The sequence below is a fragment of the Gemmatimonadales bacterium genome (genome assembly GCA_019637315.1).
Lineage (GTDB): Bacteria > Gemmatimonadota > Gemmatimonadetes > Gemmatimonadales > GWC2-71-9 > SHZU01.
Window position 1 is genome coordinate 98,920 of record JAHBVU010000005.1, and the last position, 19,046, is coordinate 117,965.

General features: G+C 65.1%; 18 protein-coding genes. 17 read left to right on the forward strand and 1 reads right to left on the reverse strand.

Annotation, left to right across the window (positions count from 1 at the left end; genetic code table 11):
• The first annotated feature begins 1 nt into the window (after nucleotide 1).
• The 12 genes from KF785_06445 to KF785_06500 all read left to right on the forward strand — a co-directional run bounded on the left by KF785_06445 (nucleotide 2) and on the right by KF785_06500 (nucleotide 12,676).
• Nucleotides 2–751 (forward strand): RraA family protein, encoded by a 750-nt coding sequence (locus tag KF785_06445; GenBank protein MBX3146394.1) that lies wholly within the window; start codon nucleotides 2–4, stop codon nucleotides 749–751.
• Entirely contained in the window at nucleotides 741–1,406 is a 666-nt protein-coding gene (locus KF785_06450; GenBank protein MBX3146395.1) for a hypothetical protein, read from the forward strand. Before KF785_06445 ends, KF785_06450 begins: the two co-directional genes overlap by 11 nt.
• On the forward strand, nucleotides 1,403–2,572 hold the full coding sequence (locus KF785_06455; protein MBX3146396.1) for a hypothetical protein: 1,170 nt from the start codon (nucleotides 1,403–1,405) through the stop codon (nucleotides 2,570–2,572). The genes KF785_06450 and KF785_06455 overlap by 4 nt, the downstream gene beginning before the upstream one ends.
• A complete protein-coding gene (locus tag KF785_06460) occupies nucleotides 2,569–3,285 on the forward strand; it encodes a hypothetical protein (protein ID MBX3146397.1) in 717 nt (238 codons plus the stop codon). Before KF785_06455 ends, KF785_06460 begins: the two co-directional genes overlap by 4 nt.
• Entirely contained in the window at nucleotides 3,282–3,818 is a 537-nt protein-coding gene (locus KF785_06465) for a hypothetical protein (GenBank protein ID MBX3146398.1), read from the forward strand. The genes KF785_06460 and KF785_06465 overlap by 4 nt, the downstream gene beginning before the upstream one ends.
• Nucleotides 3,819–3,821: 3 nt before the next feature.
• Complete coding sequence (locus KF785_06470) at nucleotides 3,822–4,163, forward strand: NIPSNAP family protein (protein ID MBX3146399.1); 342 nt, start codon at nucleotides 3,822–3,824, stop codon at nucleotides 4,161–4,163.
• A 29-nt stretch (nucleotides 4,164–4,192) separates the two neighbouring features.
• Nucleotides 4,193–4,717 carry a flavin reductase gene (locus KF785_06475; protein MBX3146400.1) on the forward strand — a complete coding sequence of 175 codons (525 nt, stop codon included), beginning with the start codon at nucleotides 4,193–4,195 and terminating at the stop codon, nucleotides 4,715–4,717.
• 163 nt (nucleotides 4,718–4,880) lie between these two features.
• On the forward strand, nucleotides 4,881–6,179 hold the full coding sequence (locus KF785_06480; protein MBX3146401.1) for an NAD(P)H-binding protein: 1,299 nt from the start codon (nucleotides 4,881–4,883) through the stop codon (nucleotides 6,177–6,179).
• Complete coding sequence (locus KF785_06485) at nucleotides 6,176–7,804, forward strand: GMC family oxidoreductase (GenBank protein MBX3146402.1); 1,629 nt, start codon at nucleotides 6,176–6,178, stop codon at nucleotides 7,802–7,804. Before KF785_06480 ends, KF785_06485 begins: the two co-directional genes overlap by 4 nt.
• Before the next feature lie 87 nt (nucleotides 7,805–7,891).
• Nucleotides 7,892–9,076: a glycosyltransferase family 2 protein gene (locus KF785_06490; protein MBX3146403.1), complete on the forward strand. Its 1,185-nt coding sequence runs from the start codon at nucleotides 7,892–7,894 to the stop codon at nucleotides 9,074–9,076.
• Between the two features lie 7 nt (nucleotides 9,077–9,083).
• Nucleotides 9,084–10,760: a hypothetical protein gene (locus KF785_06495; GenBank protein ID MBX3146404.1), complete on the forward strand. Its 1,677-nt coding sequence runs from the start codon at nucleotides 9,084–9,086 to the stop codon at nucleotides 10,758–10,760.
• Between the two features lie 110 nt (nucleotides 10,761–10,870).
• A complete protein-coding gene (locus KF785_06500) occupies nucleotides 10,871–12,676 on the forward strand; it encodes a CocE/NonD family hydrolase (protein ID MBX3146405.1) in 1,806 nt (601 codons plus the stop codon).
• Nucleotides 12,677–12,725: 49 nt separating this feature from the next.
• Here KF785_06500 and KF785_06505 read toward each other — a convergent pair whose 3' ends face one another.
• A complete protein-coding gene (locus KF785_06505; protein ID MBX3146406.1) occupies nucleotides 12,726–13,469 on the reverse strand; it encodes a hypothetical protein in 744 nt (247 codons plus the stop codon).
• A gap of 746 nt (nucleotides 13,470–14,215) precedes the next feature.
• Between KF785_06505 and paaA the strand changes: the two genes are divergently transcribed.
• The 5 genes from paaA to KF785_06530 all read left to right on the forward strand — a co-directional run bounded on the left by paaA (nucleotide 14,216) and on the right by KF785_06530 (nucleotide 19,015).
• Nucleotides 14,216–15,184: a 1,2-phenylacetyl-CoA epoxidase subunit A gene (gene paaA / locus KF785_06510; protein ID MBX3146407.1), complete on the forward strand. Its 969-nt coding sequence runs from the start codon at nucleotides 14,216–14,218 to the stop codon at nucleotides 15,182–15,184.
• A gap of 14 nt (nucleotides 15,185–15,198) precedes the next feature.
• A complete protein-coding gene (gene paaB / locus KF785_06515; GenBank protein ID MBX3146408.1) occupies nucleotides 15,199–15,501 on the forward strand; it encodes a 1,2-phenylacetyl-CoA epoxidase subunit B in 303 nt (100 codons plus the stop codon).
• A gap of 1 nt (nucleotide 15,502) precedes the next feature.
• Nucleotides 15,503–16,255, forward strand: coding sequence for a phenylacetate-CoA oxygenase subunit PaaC (gene paaC / locus KF785_06520; GenBank protein MBX3146409.1), 753 nt, complete (start codon nucleotides 15,503–15,505; stop codon nucleotides 16,253–16,255).
• Nucleotides 16,249–16,758, forward strand: coding sequence for a phenylacetate-CoA oxygenase subunit PaaJ (gene paaJ / locus KF785_06525; GenBank protein ID MBX3146410.1), 510 nt, complete (start codon nucleotides 16,249–16,251; stop codon nucleotides 16,756–16,758). Before paaC ends, paaJ begins: the two co-directional genes overlap by 7 nt.
• 121 nt (nucleotides 16,759–16,879) lie before the next feature.
• Entirely contained in the window at nucleotides 16,880–19,015 is a 2,136-nt protein-coding gene (locus tag KF785_06530; protein ID MBX3146411.1) for an Ig-like domain-containing protein, read from the forward strand.
• Nucleotides 19,016–19,046 lie beyond the last annotated feature (31 nt).

The window sequence follows — 19,046 nt, forward strand, 5'->3', positions numbered from 1 at the left end:
GATGACGCGCCCGCTCACCGGACGCCTGGCGGCCCATCGCGTTGGAGTGCGTCCGGTGCCGCCGGTGCCGGATCGGGTGCTCGAGGTCTTTCGGGACATCAGCGATGCCTCGAGCGTCGTCTCCGATATTCTCGATGGGCTCGGTATGGCCGGCGCCGTGCCAGCCACCGTGCTGTGCCCGACGGTACCGGGCTCCACCCTGGTCGGGCGGGCGCTCACGGTCCGACACATCGCTCGGGATGCGTCGCCACCGTCACCGGATGAAATCCAGCGACGCGTGCGTGAAGTTGATGTGCGCCTCGCTGATATCGAAGCACACAATCAGGCTGAGCCGGGCGATGTCCTGGTCGTTGCCGGTGTCTCAGGGATCTCGAGCATGGGGCGAATCTCGGCGGCCATCGGCTTGCGGCAGGGCGAAGCTGGCGCCATCGTCGACGGTGCCGTCCGCGATACTGTCTCGGTTGCTCGACTCGGCTATCCAGTCTGGTCGCGCGGGCGGAGCCCGATTACGGGGAAGTACCGTCTCGAGACCGTAGCCGTCAATCAGCCGGTCGATATCGCCGGAATCACCGTGCATCCTGGCGATCTCGTCATTGCCGATGACGCTGGAGTCGTGATTGTGCCGTACGCACTCGCAGCGCAGGTGGCGGATCGTGCCCTCGAACTCGAGCGGGCGGAAGCCGCGCGGCTGGTACGTATCGAAAAGGGCGAACCGGTACCCGATCTGGCCAAGGTGCCTCGTGCTCGATGACCGGGTTCTCGTCCACGCCTCCGCAGTCGAGGTCGGCGGCGAGCTTGTCCTGGTCCTCGTGGATGACCGCAGCAACCAATGCGAGACCGTTACCACGAATGCTCCCGGCGTAGCCGATCGTCTCGGCGAGCGCCTCGTCCGGCAGCTCGACCGTCCCCTCCTCTCGGAGAACCAGCGCTGGGCGGACCGTCCGGCCCATGGCGGTCTCGACTGGATCGCCTTCTCGGCTGTCGAGACTGGCCTTGCGGCATTGAGCGCAGAGGCCGCCGGCATTCCACTCTCCTCGTGGCTGGGTGGTTCGCTTCGGAGTATGGACTCGATCGTTGATCCGGACACCCTGGGCGTGGACGGCCATGCGGTGGGCGATGCCAGCTTTGACGAGGTCGCAGCGTGGTTGCCCGAGGCGTCGGTGGCCTGGCTTCGAGTGGATCCGCGCATATGGTCGGTTCCTGCGCTGCGACGGCTCGACGCCATGTGTCGCATCTTCCAGATCGGTATGGCCATCGAGCTACCGCCCGGCAGCGCGGCCATGCCGATCGGGGTCGCAGTGCAGGAAGCTCTGCCGATGGCGACGCTCGGGCGGGGGGTGGAAATCCAACGGACGCCTGCGGAATCGCAGCGCCCTGTCTTCTCGATAGGCAGGGCGCCAGCATGAGCTCCCGGCAGATCGGCCGCGTCCGCCTGTGGCGGGTGCGGATTCCGCTTCGGATGGTATATCTGAGTTCGATGTACGTGATGCAGGACACCTTCCGTACGGTCATCGAGCTCGAGACGTCCGACGGCGCCTTCCGTGGCTACGGCGAAGCCCACGGCACGACCGAAGCTTTCCAACTGGCCGAACAGCTGGCGACGGGGCTGGTTGGTGCGGACCCGTTCGATCGCCGAGTCGTCGAACGCCGCTTTGCGCGATCCGTTTTCGATAACCGCTTGGGTCGGACAGGCTGGTCTGTGGCGGGCGGGTTGGATCTTGCCCTCTGGGATCTCAGTGCTCGCCTTGCGGGCAGCTCGCTCGGTGGGATGCTTGGCGGTCGTTGCAGGGATGCCGTGCCCCTGGTGTGTCCCCTCCCTGCGCTGATGCTCGATCGCCCGATGCCGCGTGCCGAGGTGACCCGGCTGTTCAGCGATCTCGGCCGGGTCGATGCCGTCGTCGAGTATGCGGTACGGCAGGCCGAGCAGTACGGGTTTCGCTGCTTCAAGTACAAGAGTGCCGCGGTCAGCCCGGCCTTCGACAGGGCTGTCATGGCCTCGCTCCGCCAGCGCTTTCCTGATGCCGCGCTCCGCTTCGACCCCAACGCGGGATATCCTCCAGCCGAAGCCATCGGGCTCTGCCAGTCGATGGATGACCTCGGACTCGAGTTCTTCGAGGACCCGACCGACGACCAGGCGGGGCTTGCCAGGCTGCGGAGCAAGGTGCGGACTCCGATCGCGACCAACATGTGCATCATTCAGCCGGACCACCTGGCTGCCGCGGTGCGCAGCCGTCCGGTCGATGTCATTCTGGCCGATCTGTATCTCTGGGGCGGCGTCGGCAGGTTTCGTTCGCTGGTGCATGCAGCGGAGCCGCTCGGGTTCGAGGTTGCGATTCACAGCCTCTTCGAGACTGGAATCGGAACCGCGGCCAATCTCCAACTTGCCGCGGCGTTTCCCGGGATCCGCCGAGCCAATGATTGCGGTTACCACGCGCTGAGCGAGGATGTCGTAACCGCCGAGCTGGCCATTCAGGACGGTGCCGTGAGGGTGCCAGCGGGTCCCGGCCTTGGCGTCGATCTCGACCAGGTCCGTATCGCCGGGATGGCTGTTCAGATGACGGAGGTTCGATGACGGGGCGTTCTGACGACCCGACCCAGCCGCCGCGCTCGGTGCCTGGCTATCGCAAGAGCCTGCTCAGGGCTCCGCAGGCGCTGCCGTGGCCGCGGCATGCGCCGGTTGAGGCGCCCGCGTCTTTTGGACCAGAGCTGGCCGCGTTTCCGCCGACTTGTGATCTGTCCGTGGTCTCCCCTGGTCGGCCGCGGGCGCTTGGTCAGCTGATTCTGGTAACCGGGCGGGTTCTGGACGAGTCGGGTCGACCGATTCGCCGCGCCCTGCTCGAATGCTGGCAGGCCAACTCGGCGGGCAAGTACATTCACGCGGCCGACCCGTCGCCGGTGCCTGTGGATCCCAACTTCGAGGGCGTCGGCCGGATCGTGACCGATGCGGAGGGCCGCTACCAGCTGCGCACGATCAAGCCTGGTGGGTACGCGGTCCCGTACGATGGCGAGGGACAGCTGGCGGGCTGGTGGCGCCCGCCGCACATCCACTTCTCCATCTTCGGCGACGGTTTTGGCAAACGGCTCGTGACCCAGATGTATTTTCCGGGCGAGCCGCTCAACCGATACGACCTGCTGCTCAACAGCATTCGGGACGATCGTGCCCGGGCCAGGCTGGTGTCCGTTTTCGATGCGGAGCTGTCGACGCCCGATGGTGCGCTGGGTTTCCGCCATGATTTCGTGCTGGGGGGCGGGCGAGAGACGCCTCTGGAGGACGATCACCCATGACGGGCACGGCATGGCACACCACGGGACCGTTCTTTCCGACAGCCTTCATCGGGCCGGCCGACGGCGATCTCACCGTTGGACGGGACGGGTCGCCGATCGACGGCGACGCCATCGAGATTCACGGGCAGATCGTCGATGGTGAAGGCCAGCCGGTCGTCAATGTCATTGTCGAGCTGTGGCAGGCGGATCCGGCAGGCCGGCGTTCCGGAGCGACAGACCGCTTTCGGGGCTGGGGCCGAGTCTGGACGGACGGCAAAGGATGCTACCATTTTCGTACTTTCCGGCCCGGGCGACCGGAAGGATCGGTGCGGGCTCCGCATCTGTGTTTCCGGCTGCTCGGATCCGGGCTGATGCGCCCGCTCGAAACGGAGGCGTTCTTTCCCGACGAGACCGCGGCCGGCGATCCTCAGCTTGCGGCGATCGATGCTGCCCTGCGGAGCCGGTTGATGCTCGTGCCCGAGCCGACGCCGGGGCACTTTCGGTTCGACATCCGCCTTCGGGGCGAAGGCGAGACTCCTTTTCTGGAAGAGTGAGGCATGATCGTCGAGCAGCGGACCTACACGTTTCGGATGGGCAAGCTGGCTGAGTACCTCGCGGTGTACGAGGCGGAGGGGTTGCCAGTACAGCGAGAGTACCTGCCGCATTGCGTCGGCTATTATGTCACGGAGATCGGCCCGCTCAACCAGGTCGTGCATCTCTGGGCCTATCGAAGCTACGAGCATCGGACGGAGTGCCGCGAGCGGATGCGTGCCGACCCGCGGTGGCCCGGCTATCTCGCCAAGATCCACCCGTTGCTCGACAGTCAGGAGACGCGCTTGCTCAATCCGGCCCCGTTCTTTCGGCTCGAGGCGCTGCTGGAAGGTGGGCAGCCGCTGTGACGATCGAGCCCGCTGCCTTTCGAGAGGCGATGAGCCAGTACCCGACGGGTGTCGTGGTGCTGGCTATTGCTGATGGCGGCGGGATACAGGGCATGACCATCGGTTCGTTCACCTCGCTGTCGCTCACCCCTCCACTGGTGCTGCTGTGCGTCGGTAAGCAGGCGCGGATGGGGTCTCTCCTCGCGTTCGGCCGACTCTGCAGCATCAACGTCCTGAGGGCGGATCAGCAGGCATTGTCAACCTATTATGCCGGCTCGTGGAAGGGCGAGTCGCCACCTCCGCACCGCTTCGTTCCGTGGGGCCACGTTCATCGGATGGAGGGAGCGGCCCTTGCGTTGTCATGTACCATCGCGGCAGTGCTCGATGGCGGCGATCACTACATCGTGACGCTCGAGGTCGGCGATCGCTGCCTCGGCCTGCCGCCACGTGAACCCCTCATCTTTCACGATCGGCGGTATCGGCGGATCGACCCGTCCGGTGGTGAGGACGCGCCGGACCTCGATCGCGCGGCCGGGGGCTCGCCTGCTCAGCTCTTTCACGACGCCTGGGAGTAGGCCGAGAGGTTCGGTTCCACACTATCGTCGAGGCTTTGCAACAGGTTTCCGGCCCGGGACGGTTCTCAGGGGCGTTCGACGTCCCTTCAGGCTCGGCCCGGATATTGCCTTTGGCCAAAGGCTCGAATGATTCAGATATCCTTCCCCTCCGAGGGCCGATTGAATGGTTGATCGGCCCGACCGTCCGATCCTGGTAACAGGAGCCAATGGCTTTCTGGGCCGGAGGGTTGTTCGTGCGCTGGTCGAGGCCGATCGGCCCGTTCGAGTACTGGTGCGCAGCGCCCCGGTCGACTCGGCGGTTGCCTCCGCGGAAGTCGTGCTCGGGGACGTTCGTGATCCGGCCGCAGTGCTGAAGGCGGTTCGAGGCTGCCGGTCGGTGGTCCACCTCGCGGCGGCCCTGCGTGACGAACCCGACAGTGAGGACGTCAATGTCGGGGGGGCGCGGCACCTGATCGCTGCCTGCCGGCAGGAGGAGGTGCCGCGCGTCGTTGTCGTGAGTACTCAGTCTGCTCGGATACCCCGCAAGGGAGCCTACGGCAGAACCAAGGCAGAAGCTGACGCGTTGTTCCGAGCGTCCGGGCTCGATGTCACGGTGCTCCATCTCAGCGTCGTGTACGGCGAAACCGGCGACGGCATCTTCGGAACCCTGCACCGATTCGTTCGCCGGCTTCCTGTGGTCCCTGTGCTGGGCAACGGACGGTGGCGTTCGGCGCCGGTCTATGTCGGCGATGTTGCGAGCCTGTTGGCGCAGTGTGCCGTCCGCCAGGGAACGCCAGCGACCGATTACGACATTGGCGGGCCGGATCAGGTCTCTCTCGACGAGCTGCTGGACCGGATCGGGGTTGCCTGCGGGGTGGGGATCCGACCCAAGCTCCATGTGCCCTTCGGGCTCGCGCTTGCCGGTGCCCGCGCCCTGGCGATGGTCCTGCCGCGCCCGCCCGTTACCGTCAGCAATGTGCTCGGTTCCAACCAGGATACGGCGATGGATCTGGCCCGGGCTGGATACGATCTCGGCTTCGCGCCCATGTCGCTCGCCGATGGCTTGGATCGCATCTTTGGAACGGCTCTGCACCGCGAAGCCCGGATCCTGGGCGCATACCTCCTGGGTACGACGGTTCCTGAGGAGATCGTCGATCGGTACGTCGAGGCGCATCGCCGCTTGCTGCGTGACTCGGCTCCCGATCAGGTGACGGCGTTTGCCCTCCGTCATCCGCGCCTGATTGGTGCGCTCGATGCGGCCGGGGCGCTGGTCCGAACGCGAGACGGTTTGCGGGATCGCCTGCTGATGCTGGCTGCGATACTCGAGGCGAGCGTGGAAACCACCGACCGATTCCTGCCGCAGTCGCGATCCCGTGCTGCCAGCATTGCCACGCTGTTGGGCGTCGGCGTCATCGCCGTTGCTCGCGCATTGATTGGGTTCCCATTGCGCCGGTTTCTGCTTGCGCGGGGCGGGGCTGCATGATTGCCGACGTTCTCGTGGTTGGATCCGGGCCCAGTGGCATCACGGCGGCGGGACGCCTGCTGGAGCTGGGGCGTGAAGTCACACTGATGGACGCGTCGTTGCCTGAGGATCGCTACCCGCACGACGTTCCGGCGCGACCATTTCTGTCGCTCCGCCATGAAGATCGAGAGCAGCATCGTTACATCCTCGGTGACGACTACGAGGGTGTTGCGCTCGGCGCGACCGGTCCGCTCGCTCAGGCCACTCCGCCCCGTCAGCACGTCTTTCGGCGTGCGAAGGAGCTGTTTCCGGCGGCCGCGGACGGATTCGCGGCTATCGAAAGCCTCGCAGCCGGCGGCCTCGGTGAGGCCTGGGGTGCGGTGTCGTTTCCGTACACCCGGCACGAGTGCGAGATGAGTGGCTTGGACGCCGACCGGCTGGCGCCGCACTACGACGCGGTTGCGAGACAGATCGGTCTCTCCGGCGAAATGAACGACGATCTGACGCCTTGGCGCGGTTCGGTCCGGCCGCTTCAGGGCCCACCCGCCCCTGATCGCAACGCCTGCGCCGTGCTTGCTGCGTATCAGCGCCGCCGGGACAGCTTCCATGCGCGCGGCCTGCGACTCGGTCGTCCGCTGTTGGCGATGCTGACGGAATCGATCGGATCTCGTCAGCCCAACCCCGGGTACGGCTTGGATTTCTGGGCCAATCATGGGGGCAGCGTTTTTCGTCCCACGGTCGTTCTCGACGAACTCCGGCAACGCCCTGGCTTGACCTACCAACCTGGCATGCTGGTGCTCCGCTGGGTCGACCAGGGCGAGCAGGGTGTCGAGGTCGAAGCGGTCGACCTCACCACTGGTGAAATGGTGACGTGCCGAGCTCGAACGGTGCTGCTCGCTGCGGGCGCCCTGGGCACCACGCGCATCGTGCTGCGGTCGCTGAGTCACTATGACCGCCCCGTTCCGCTGGTATGCAACGAGCATGCGCTGATACCGACCGTCAGACTCGGTGGCCTGGGCGATGGTCCTGAGCAGGGTGTTCATGCTCTTGCGCAGTTGACGGCAATGATCGATCCGACCGGCGACCAGCGGCATCTGGCCCAGGCGCAATTCTACTCGTTTACCGGTCTCCCGCTGGCCCGGCTGCTGCGCGAGTCGCCTTGTGCCTATCGGGATGCGATTGCTGTGTTCCGGACCATCGCGACGAGCCTGGTGATCCTCGTGCTGCAGCACGAGGATCACCCCGAACCCACCAAGACCTGCCTGCTGCGGCAAGCTGCGTCGCTTCGTGACGATCCGCTCGAGTTCGACTACCGGACAACGACAGCGGAAGCCGATCGTCAGCGGGCGGCCGAAGGGATGCTCAAGCGGGAGGTCCGTCGTTTGGGGTGCTGGCCGGTGCGGTCCGTTTATCCCGGCGCGGGGAGCAGCATCCACTACGGCGGGATGTTGCCCTATTCGTCGGAACCGCGGCCGCTGACGACAGGTCTCGACGGGCGCCTCCACGGCACCGCAAACGTGTACGTTGGCGACGGCGCGAGCCTGCGGTATCTGCCTGCCAAGGGCCTGACCCTGACGCTGATGGCCAACGCCCATCGGGTCGCCGACGGGCTTGCCCCGGGGTCCGGGCGGGTGCGGGTTGCCTGAGGCCGTTGCCGAGGTCTGCTGTGAGTCGTAACGTGGTAGCGCGGTAAGCTGTGTTGAGGAGCTTGGAGTCCACTTGAGGAGCAACCTGTGTCAGTGACTGCCGGGTCTCGTGCCGAGACCATCGAGGAGATCGAAGTAACCGTCCTCATGCCCTGCCTCAACGAGGCTGAAACGCTGGAGCAGTGCATCATCAAGGCGCAGCGCGGCCTGGCCGACATTGGGGTACGTGGCGAAGTCGTCATTGGTGACAACGGCAGCACCGACGGTTCTCAGGATCTGGCCCGATCACTCGGCGCGCGGGTGGTCGATGTGCCCATTCGCGGCTATGGAGCTGCCCTCTTGGGTGGCATTCGGGAGGCGCGGGGCCGGTACATCATCATGGGCGATTCCGATGACAGCTACGACTTTTCCCGTTTGGGGCTGTTCGTCGAGAAGCTGCGTGAGGGATACGATCTCGTGATGGGCAATCGATTCCGGGGCGGGATCGCGCCGGGGGCGATGCCGCCGCTTCATCGCTATCTGGGTAATCCGGTTCTGTCCGGTATCGGCCGACTGTTCTTTGCCAGTCCGGTCCGGGACTTTCATTGCGGGCTGCGCGGCTTTAATCGGGCCTCCATCATGGCTCTCGGTCTCCGGACAACCGGGATGGAGTTTGCCAGCGAGATGGTCGTCAAGGCAACGATTCAGCGACTTCGGATCACCGAAGTGCCGACAACCCTGTCGCCAGATGGTCGCAGTCGTCCGCCGCATTTGCGAAGCTGGCGCGACGGCTGGCGTCACCTGCGGTTCCTGCTGCTGTTCAGCCCCCGTTTTCTGTTCCTTTTTCCCGGGTTCCTCCTGGCAGGCGTCGGCTTGGCCACGATTGCCTGGCTCCTGCCTGGTCCGCAGATGGTCGGATCGGTCTCCTTCGACGTCAACACTCTTCTGTTCGCATCGGCTGCCGTCATCATCGGTGCCAAGCTGATTCTGTTCTGGCTGTACGCCAAGGTGTTCGCAGTATCAGAGGGGCTGCTGCCCCCGGACCCTCGGCTGGAGCGCCTCTTCAAGTATGTGACCCTCGAGGTTGGCGTCATCCTTGGTGCCCTCACCTTCATTGCCGGGATTGTACTGGCCTTGCTCGGCGTGGCGGAGTGGCGAGCAGCCGAGTTCGGCACCCTCGATGTTCGGCGGAGTCTGCGCTGGGCGGTTTCGTCGGTGACCCTGATGGTGCTGGGCTGCCAGGGCGTGTTTGCCAGCTTCTTCCTCTCGGTGCTTGGCCTCCGGCGGCTCTGAGGCCTGGATGATGTCGACCGATCGTGGTCAGGGCGAGCGGAGTCCGACGGCAGTCGCTGTACTCGTCGCGACTGCCTGCATCTTCTATGGCGGGGTCAGTGCCATCGGGATTGCACAGGCTTGGCGCCACCACGAGCTGATCGGGTTCCTGCTCCAGGCAGTCGTTCTTCTCCCAGTGCTCTGGTGGGCTTGGACGAGGACCGGGCTGGCCGCGCCGACGGATGCGCTCGTGAGTGACCGAGTTGCCCGCGGTGCGATCGTGCTGTTTGTCCTCGTCGCGGCGGGTCTCAGCTGGCATGTGACGCAGGGCATGCTGATCAACGACGAGAACGCCTATCGTTTCCAGGCAGAGACGCTGGTGCGGGGCTCGCTGTTCGCGCCCAATCCCCATGGAGCTCCACTTGCTCCGGAGCGGCCGCCTCGCGCACTCCTCTTCACTCACGCGATCTACACCGAACACGGATGGGCGTTTCACTTTCCGATCGGGTGGCCGCTGGTCCTGGCCCTCCCGGAAACGCTCGGCATCTCGTGGCTGCTCAACCCGGTCCTGGGCGGCGTCCTGCTCCTGCTGACTTGGACGGTGACCCGTGAGCTCTTCGGCGGTGCCGTGGCTCCCGCGGCAGTCGTAATCGCCGCACTGTCGCCGTACCTGCTGGGCAATCTCGTCGGCATCATGTCACATGGGGCCAGCGGCGTTCTGGTGGCTGGCGCCACCCTGCTATTCATTCGCGGCGTGCGCAGCGGTCGGCTTGGGCCATTCGTGCTGATGCTGGCCTTGCTCGCGATCTGCATCCAGATCCGTCTCCTTACAGGGGCGATTGCCGCCGCGATCCTGGGCTGTGCTGCGCTCGTCATGACGAGAGATCGGCCCCGGCTGTGTCTCGGCATTGCTGGCGCATCGGCCGTACTCGGGGGGCTGGCGGTCGCGGGCGTCCTTGCCTCCAACGCAGCAATCACCGGATCGCCGCTGCTCTCGCCATATGCGTTGTCACGCGGCCTGACCGAGAATGCCGGCATTGTGGCCGGGCTCAGCCAGATCGGCCACAATCTGATCGGTTCGTATCGCGGCGCGGCGCAGGCAACGATCCTGTATGCCTTTCCACTGGTGATCCTCCTCGCCGGATACGGCTACTGGAAGACTCGCCGCCAGGTTCCAGAGGGGAATGTGCTCGTCCTCCTGCTGGTCGGCCTCGTCCTCGGGCACCTGATCCAGTCCGAGCCATTCAGTTCGGTCAGCGGTGAGCGCTACTGGTTCGAGGCCTACTTCGGGGTTGCTGCGCTCGCGGCGGTCGGGCTCCACCGCTGGGTTGCTGAGCACCGCCCGGCTCGCCAGGTCGTGCAGGTATCGGCGGCCGGTATTGTGTTGGCTCAGCTCGCGCTCGGTGGCGCGACGGCCGTCAAACTCGATCGTCTGAGCCAGCCTCAGCGGGCGTTCCTCGACGCGGCCCGCCAGTTCGAAGGGTGCCAGTGCGCATTGTTTCTCTCGATTCCAGAGCCGTTCTTCGCCCAGCACTTCATTCTGAACCGGCCGGACTGGCCGGATCGGTCGGTCTTCTTCTTTACCGACCCGGGTCCTGGTGAGCGGGTCGAGTGGGCGCAGCGCTTCGGCAAGGAACGCTGGGCCGCCCTCAGGTACGACCCCTCGATCAGAAAAGCGGTCGTCGATGATGAGGGTTCGCTCTGAAGCCACCTGCCGTGGCAGGTGCACCAGTCCAGCTGCACGCGATTTCGTGTCGTGACTGTACCGTCGGCGGATGAGCCGCACTCTCGCCCCCTTTTCGGAACGGTGGCTGCATGACCGGACGTCTCCTCTCCGTCATCACTGTGCTCGCAACTCTCTCGACCGGTCCGTGGCCTGCCGTTCCCATTGTCGTCTCGGCCGACTCGTTGCCGCGATTCGCGCCGAATCATGGTACGGTTTCGAGTATCGCGGACTCCGTCGTTCGTCAGTTTGGGGTTCCCGTCCGGATGCGCGATGGGGTGACGCTCTATGCCGACGTCTATCGGCCAGCCGTCGCGCATCCGGTGCCGGTCGTGCTCGAGCGGACGCCCTACATGCGTACGGGCGCGGGGTATGCTGCCGCCGGCCGGCGCTGGGCCTCGCTCGGGTATGCCTATGTCGTGCAGGACGTTCGCGGTCGCGGCGACTCCGAGGGGCGTTTCGATCCGCTGGCGCAGGAAGTCGCCGACGGATTCGATACCCAGACTTGGGCAGGTCAGCAGCGGTGGTCGACCGGGCGGGTTGGTACTGTGGGTGGTTCCTATGGCGGTTGGACCCAGACCCTTCCTGCGCATCTCAACAATCCGGCAGTCGGCGCGATGATCCCGACGGTTACCCCATCGGATCCGGGTGGCTTCTGGCCCCAGCGACGCGGCGGGCTGTCGTTCGGGATGCTCGAGTGGGCCATGGTCGTCGAGGGTCGGACGACGCGGGCGCTTCCCTATGAGCTCTTTGATCTCGTGGCGGCGTACAAGACCCGCCCGATTCGAGATGCCGACCTGGCGATCGGTTCGCGGTCCGAGATCTGGCGTGAGTATCTCGGTCGACTCGAAGATGCCGATTATTGGAGGACGCGGAGCTATCAGCACCTTCTGCCTCGTTCGACCATTCCGATGCTGCACGTCACGGGATGGTACGACGGTACGTTAGGCGGCAGTCTCGAGAATTTCGCGGCGGTACGGACGCAAGGAACCCCTTCGGCGCGACAGCACCAGTATCTCGTGGTGGGGCCGTGGCGGCACTGGGTTGCCTCCGACTCTCGCAACACGAGCTTGCGCGGGGTGGAGTTTGGCGAAGAGTCTCGGGTTGACCTTGGTGCCATGTCGGCGGCGTGGTTCGAACACTACCTCCGGCGCGGTTCGACGGATCCGATTGCCTGGCCGCGAGTCCGAGTATTCCAGATGGGTGCCAATCGCTGGCTCGGCGGCGATGACTGGCCGCTCGGCGGGACGCGGATGGAGACCTACTATCTCGATCGCACTGGTGATGCGGGCGTCTTGACGTCCACGTCTCCAAGAGATGACCACGCTCTCGATCGGTACACCTACGATCCTGCCGATCCGACGCCCTTTCTCTGGGAAGTCAACGTCGACTCGGGCAACCCGGACGACTATCGCCCAGTCGAGGCGCGCCCTGACGTGCTGGTGTACACCATGCCGTCGCCGCGGACGGCGTTGTCCGTCTGTGGTCCCGTGCGCGCGACGCTCTTTGCCGCATCCTCGGCGCACGACACCGATTGGGTTGCGCGGCTGTCGCTGGTTCGCGCCGATGGTTATTCGCAGCGGCTGACCGAAGGCTGGGTGCGTGCACGAGAGCGTCGCGGCAATTTCCGCAACGATCCGCTCGTCCCGGGGCAGGTCGAGCGGTACGATCTCGACCTCTGGGGTACCTGTGTCCTGGTCAAGCCGGGCGAGCGGCTCCGGCTGGCGGTGATGTCGGCGGCGTTTCCGCTCCTGGTGCCCAACTTCAACAGCGGCGGCGATCTCGCGCTCGAGACAGAACCGGTAGTTGCGCAGCAGACGATTCACCGGGGCGGAGCGTACGCTTCGTTCGTGCTGCTCCCCGTGGTGCCCGAACCGCGCGTCGTTCGCAAGCCGTAAAGCGGATCAATGCTACTCGCGATGCAGCGACTATCGAACGAATGGAGCGTTATGGCGTCTCAATCTTGAACTGGACGAGGCGCACACCGTCGTCGGTATCCTGAGTTCCCAGGACCATGGTTGCGGTCGCCGCCTCAAGGCGAATGCCTGATGGTTCCGAGACCAGGGCGACGGTCTGGCCGGAGGTGTCGAGTACCCTCCATTGCACAGCAGTTCGCTTCGCTTCAGTACGGAGCCAGATCCTCCTGTCGGTGGAGACGAAGGCCTGGGACACGGGTGGATAGTAAGGCGGGGCCTTGACCGCGGGACGAATAACCGATCGCGCCGCTTCCAGGGATGGGAACGATCGCCGTGCCACCTCACTGAGTTCATCCACGACACTGTTCACGTGAGAGGCGGGAATGGCCTGCGGCTGGTACTGATAGGTATGACTTCTTACCGTATCGCCTGCCGCGTCGATGACCGTGACGGAATACTGCGCGGTTCGCGGGCTCGTTGCGGCGGGACGATCGATGATGACAAACGCGGCGCCCCCTGGCGTCAGGCGCCATAGGGGCGTGTCGTCGAACGCATCGAGGCCCTCCACTCGTAGAACGTTGATCGAACGCTGCGGTCCGGTGAACGTGATCGCGCTCCGCGGATGCCGCCGGATCGTGATCGTGTCGCGGACTTCCCCGTCCCAACCGCACAGCATCAGCGGCCATGGTGCGTTGATCAGGTCTGGCTGAGCAAGCGGCAAGGGCTGACACAGAGCGTTTCCGCCTTGAAGCAGCGCGGCGAGCGTTCTCCGCATGGGAACTGCGCGGACGAATCGGACTGAACTCGTATCGAGCGCGAAAACGCTGAACCTGTTGAGGTTCGGATCTGCAGCGACGATCGAATCGCCCAGCGTGGCGATACCCGAGATACGTGCAAACTCGCCCGGGCCTGCGCCCCTCCGACCGGCGTAGCTTCGAGCTTTCCCGTCTGGTCTCATGAGAAGGATGGTAGGAACGTCAGCCAGGGCAACGACCATGTCACCTCTCGCTGTCAGAATCACCCCGTTCAATGAAGTTGCAGGAGTACCGTCCGGCGCGGCTATCGGGACGATCCGGGTTGTGGTCAGCTTCCAGCTTGGGGCTGAGGTTTGCCCGAGGGATTCAGATGCGATCGCAATACTGGCACCTAGCCAACCCATGGTCGAAGCACGGCCAAGCACTACGCATCGAAGCCTCGTCACGAGCGTGCTGAAACTGAGCATCACGGGAACTCCTCAAGCCCCTGTTGGGATTGTTTCAGGGCCCAGGGCGTCAGGGGTAGGGAACGGTGCTGTCGCGCCCGCGTCCTGGAAGAGCTGACTGGTCATCTCGATTACGGGCTGACGGCTCTGAGTGGCGGTGCCCGAGAGGCCGCATCGCTCATCTCCCGAGTCCCAGGCCCTGGGACACATTAATGACGAACCTACCACCTAAAACCGGGGCCCACCAATCGGTTTTGGACAGGTCGGGCGATTGGCGTTAGATTACACTAACGCTTGTTAGGTTCCGCCGAACCGGAGGGATGGAGATGGCCGCCGATAAGACGATGACCGAGGATCCGGTCAAAATGGCCGAGTTCGACGCCCGGATCGATGCCGGTGAGACGATCGAGCCCAAGGACTGGATGCCGGAGAAGTACCGCCGGCAGCTGACCCGGATGATGTCCCAGCACGCCCATTCCGAAGTCGTCGGGATGCTCCCTGAGGGCAACTGGATTACCCGGGCGCCGAGCTTGCGCCGGAAGATGTCGCTCCTGGCCAAGGTCCAGGACGAAGCCGGCCACGGCCTCTATATCTATTGCGGTACCGAGACCCTCGGCACGTCCCGCGACGAGCTGATCGACCAGTACCTCTACGGCACCGCCAAGTATTCCAGCATCTTCAACTATCCGACCCTGAGCTGGGCCGACATGGGTGTGATCGGCTGGTTCGTCGACGGCGCCGCCATCGTCAATCAGACCATGCTGGCCCATGCGTCCTACGGGCCGTACGCCCGGGCCATGGTCCGGATCTGCAAGGAAGAGAACTTCCACAAGCGGCAGGGCTACGAGATCTGCGCCACCCTGGCCCGGGGCACCCCGGCCCAGAAGGCGATGGTTCAGGAGTCGGTCAACCGCTGGTGGTGGCCGTCGCTGATGATGTTCGGGCCCCACGACAAGGACTCGCCCAACAGCGGCGACCTGCTGCGCTGGAAGGTGAAGCAGAAGGGCAACGACGAGCTGCGCCAGCGGTTCATCAATCTGACGATTCCGCAGGTCAAGGCCATCGATCTGACGGTTCCCGATCCGGACCTCCGCTTCGACGAGGCGTCGGGTAACTGGGAAATCGGGCCGATCGACTGGGACGAGTTCAAGCAGGTGCTGGCCGGCAACGGCCCGTGCAACAAGGAACGGATCGCCGCGCGCCGGAAGGCGCACGAGGACGGGCAGTGGGTCCGCGATGCCGCCACGGCCTATGCGGCCAAGCGGCAGGGCGCAACCCAGGCCGCCTAACGCTACGAGGAGATATGGCGACGGAATCGACCGAACGCAACGAATGGCCGCTCTGGGAAGTCTTTACCCAGCCGCCGAACGGTAAGCCTCACGAGCATGCAGGCAGCGTCCACGCTCCCGATGCGGAAATCGCCCTGCAGAACGCGCGCGACGTCTACACCCGTCGCGGCGAAGCCGTGAGCCTGTGGGTGGTGCCGAGCGTAGCTATCGTCGCGTCCGCGCCGAGCGACGCCGGGCCGTTCTTCGATCCGGGCAACGACAAGGCCTATCGCCATCCGCAGTTCTACAAGATTCCACGCGGCGTGCGGGGCGTTTGACGTGTCGGCCTCTCTCTTCGAGTTCCTCCTCCGTCTGGGCGACGACCGCCTGATCCTGGGCCACCGCAACGCCGAGTGGTGCGGGCACGGTCCGATCCTGGAAGAGGACATCGCGATCACCAACATCGCGCTCGACCTGACCGGCGCTGCCCAGCTGCTGCTGGACCTGGCCGGCCGAGTCGAGGGTCAGGGCCGAGACGCCGACGCGCTGGCCTACTGGCGCGACGAGACGCAGTTCCGCAACCTGCAGATGGTGGAGCTGCCCCGCGGCGATTTTGCCTTCACCATGGTGCGGCAGCTCTTCTTCTCAGCGTGGACTCATTTCCACTTCGAGTGGCTCAAGGGATCGGCGCACGAGGAACTCGCCGGCATTGCCGCCAAGGCGCAGAAGGAAAATCGCTACCATCTACGTCATGCTGGTGAGTGGGTAGTGCGCCTGGGCGACGGCACCGAGGAGAGTCACCGCCGTGCTCAGGAAGCGGTTGACGCGCTCTGGCCCTGGACCGACGAGATGTTTGCGACGGACGCCGTCGATCAGGCTGCCGAGGCCGAACTCGGTCTGCCGGCTCGGCCCGATCTCAAGGCGGAATGGCGTGCGGTCGTGCTCGAGGTGCTCGGTCGGGCGCGGCTGACCGTTCCCGAGGCGCCGATGCGGATGACCGGCGGTCGCAAAGGACGGCACACCGAATCGCTTGGACCCCTCCTGGCCGAGATGCAGATCGTGCCCCGGTCGCATCCGGGCGCAACATGGTAGCGATCCGGTCACCCGAGGTCGAGCGGGTCTTCGAGATCCTGCATGAGGTCAAGGATCCCGAAGTACCCGTCATCGACGTGGTCGAACTCGGCATCGTCCGCTCCGCCCAGGTCGAGGGCAATCGCGTGACGGTGTTGGTGACACCGACCTATTCCGGGTGCCCCGCCACCAAGGTGATCGAACGGGACATAGCCGAGGCGCTCAAACGGCACGGTTTCGAGGACGTGACGGTCAGGACGGTGTTCACGCCGCCTTGGACCACCGACTGGATCACGGCCGACGCGAGGGAAAAGCTGCGGGCCTACGGCATCGCCCCGCCCGGTCCGGTTGGGCCCGGCGGCCTCGAGCTGGTGCCGCTCGGCGGGCCGACCCGGAGCATCGCCTGTCCCTACTGCGGTTCGAAGGATACCCGCCGCGAAAGCGAGTTCGGGTCGACCGCCTGTAAAGCGATCCACGTTTGCCACGCCTGCCACCAGCCGTTCGAGTACTTCAAGCCGATCTGACAACGCAGTTGCGGGCGACAGGTTCCGTCGCGTCGCCGCATGAGCCAATCCAGAGTACTTCTGCGCATGGACGAGTAGGTCCGGTATCGAGCCGAGACCTGGCTCTCTATGTGAGGACTACATGCGTCGCCCTGATGCCCTGGTAACCTCTCTGGCCGTTGCGGCCACCGTCTTCCTGTCGGCGTGCGGCGGGGGGACCACTCCTAACCCACCCTCGCCCCCGCCGGTTCCGCCGCCGCCACCACCGGCCGCGGTCGCCAGTGTCGCGGTGGCGCCGGGAACGGCAACGCTGGTGCCGCAAGCGACCCAGGCCTTCACGGCCACGGTCAGGGACGGAGCAGGGAACACGCTCTCGGGTCGCACGGTCACCTGGTCGAGCAGCCAGGCCACGGTGGCGACAGTCGACGGCAGCGGTCTCGTCACCGCCCTGGCGGTCGGGAGCACGACGATCACCGCGACGAGCGAGGGGCAGTCTGGGACGGCGCAGGTCACCGTCGCCGTCGGCGCCGTGGTCGGGTCGACCGGGGGGACGGTGACGACTCCCGACGGCACGGTAGAGATCGTCATACCGTCTGGAGCGCTGACGGGCCAGACCAACATCACGGTGACCCCGCTGGCGGCCCCGAGACAGGCGCTGCCCGCAGACTACCAGACCATGGGGCCGATGTACGCCTTCGGACCGAGCGGTACCACGTTCAGTCAGCCGGTCACGGTCAAGATCAAGTACGATCCAGCCAAACTGCCCAAATGGGTCATGGCGGGCGACCTCGCACTGCTGCACCTGAGTGGCAGCCAGTGGGACACCCTGACGGCGTTTGCGATCGATACCGCTGCCAAGGTGATGTCCGGCAAGACGACGAGTTTCAGCGATATCGGGCCGGGGGTCGAGGACCCGAAGGTCGAAATGACACCCACGAGTGCCAGCGTGAATCACACCCACCGATCGGTGGTCTTCCATGTCTCGCTGGCTCCTCGAGGCGCCGACATGAACGTGCCTGCAACGCAGTCTTTTCCCGTTCGCTATCGATGGAGCACATCGGGCCAGAACGGGGCACTGAGCGTTGCGTCCGGGCAGTGGAGTACGACTGCCGAGGCCCAGTACACGGCAACGGCAGGCGCGCTCGCCCAGATGACCGGCAAGATCGATGACGTGACCGTCGATGTGCTGCTCAATCCGCAGTCGCTTACGCCGGGCTCGGCCGAGGCCCAGCGAATCGTCACCGTCAAGGCCGATATCGATGCGGATCTCGAGCTGACCTACGACCTGTCACCAGGTGTTGCCGAGATCGGTCCGGGCGAAGTCGCCACATTCCGCCTGCGCGCGAACGACAAGCAGGGTCAGGAACTTCCGATCCCGGTCAACTTCACGGGCGAATGGCGATCCTCGGCCAATGTGGGAACGCTGATTGCCAACAGCACGACTCAGGCAACCTACACGGCAATGAGTGTTTTCAATCATCCGCCGCCGCGGGTGGACGACGTCGAGGTCATGCTGATCGAGAAGATTCAGCGTTGGGTGCGGACTCACCGGGCCGGGGCGTTTGGTTTCGAGGGGTCGAGCGAAGAGATCCGTGACTTCGAGATCGAGCGAGCCAAGCCGAAGTCGTTTGTCGAGGTCAAGGTCAACTACCAGGCCAAGCTGACGCCGGCAACCGACACCCTGCCGATCGGCGGAGCGGTCAATCTCGCGGTGACCGTCGAACCCGCCTACAACGGGCCCGGCTTCAGGTACCGTTACACACATACCGGAACCCGCGGCAGCATCGACCTTGCGCAGGGCGTTCCGCTCGAGGACAAGACGGTCCGGTACACCGCCAAAGCCGATGGGTCGGGAACCGGAAGCGATCAGGTCAGAGTCGACGTTCTCTCCGTCGTGGCAGGCGTGATCGTCCAGGTGGTCGCAACCGGCACGGCGAATATCAGCATCGACGATTGGCTGAGCGGGAGCTTCATCGTGGCAGAAGAGCCGACGCCTGGCGGTGCGTTCATCGCCGCGCAGATCGTGATACCGAAGCGATCCGGCAATCCCACCTACCGGCTGGAGGTGATCAACAACGGCGAGACCATCGTCTCGAAGACCTTCAGCGGCGCCGAGACCACCAACACCCGCTCCGTCGGCCAGATTTTCGACGGCGGCAGCTCGTGGCGCCTCAATCTGGCTGGAGGTTTCTCAACGACGCCAGCTGGCATGGAAGGACGAAGGAACGTCTACCGGACCGAGTATGCCAGTGTGAAGGTGCGATACAAGGTGGATTAGCGACCAGACGGGATGCGAAGAGGCCCGGTTC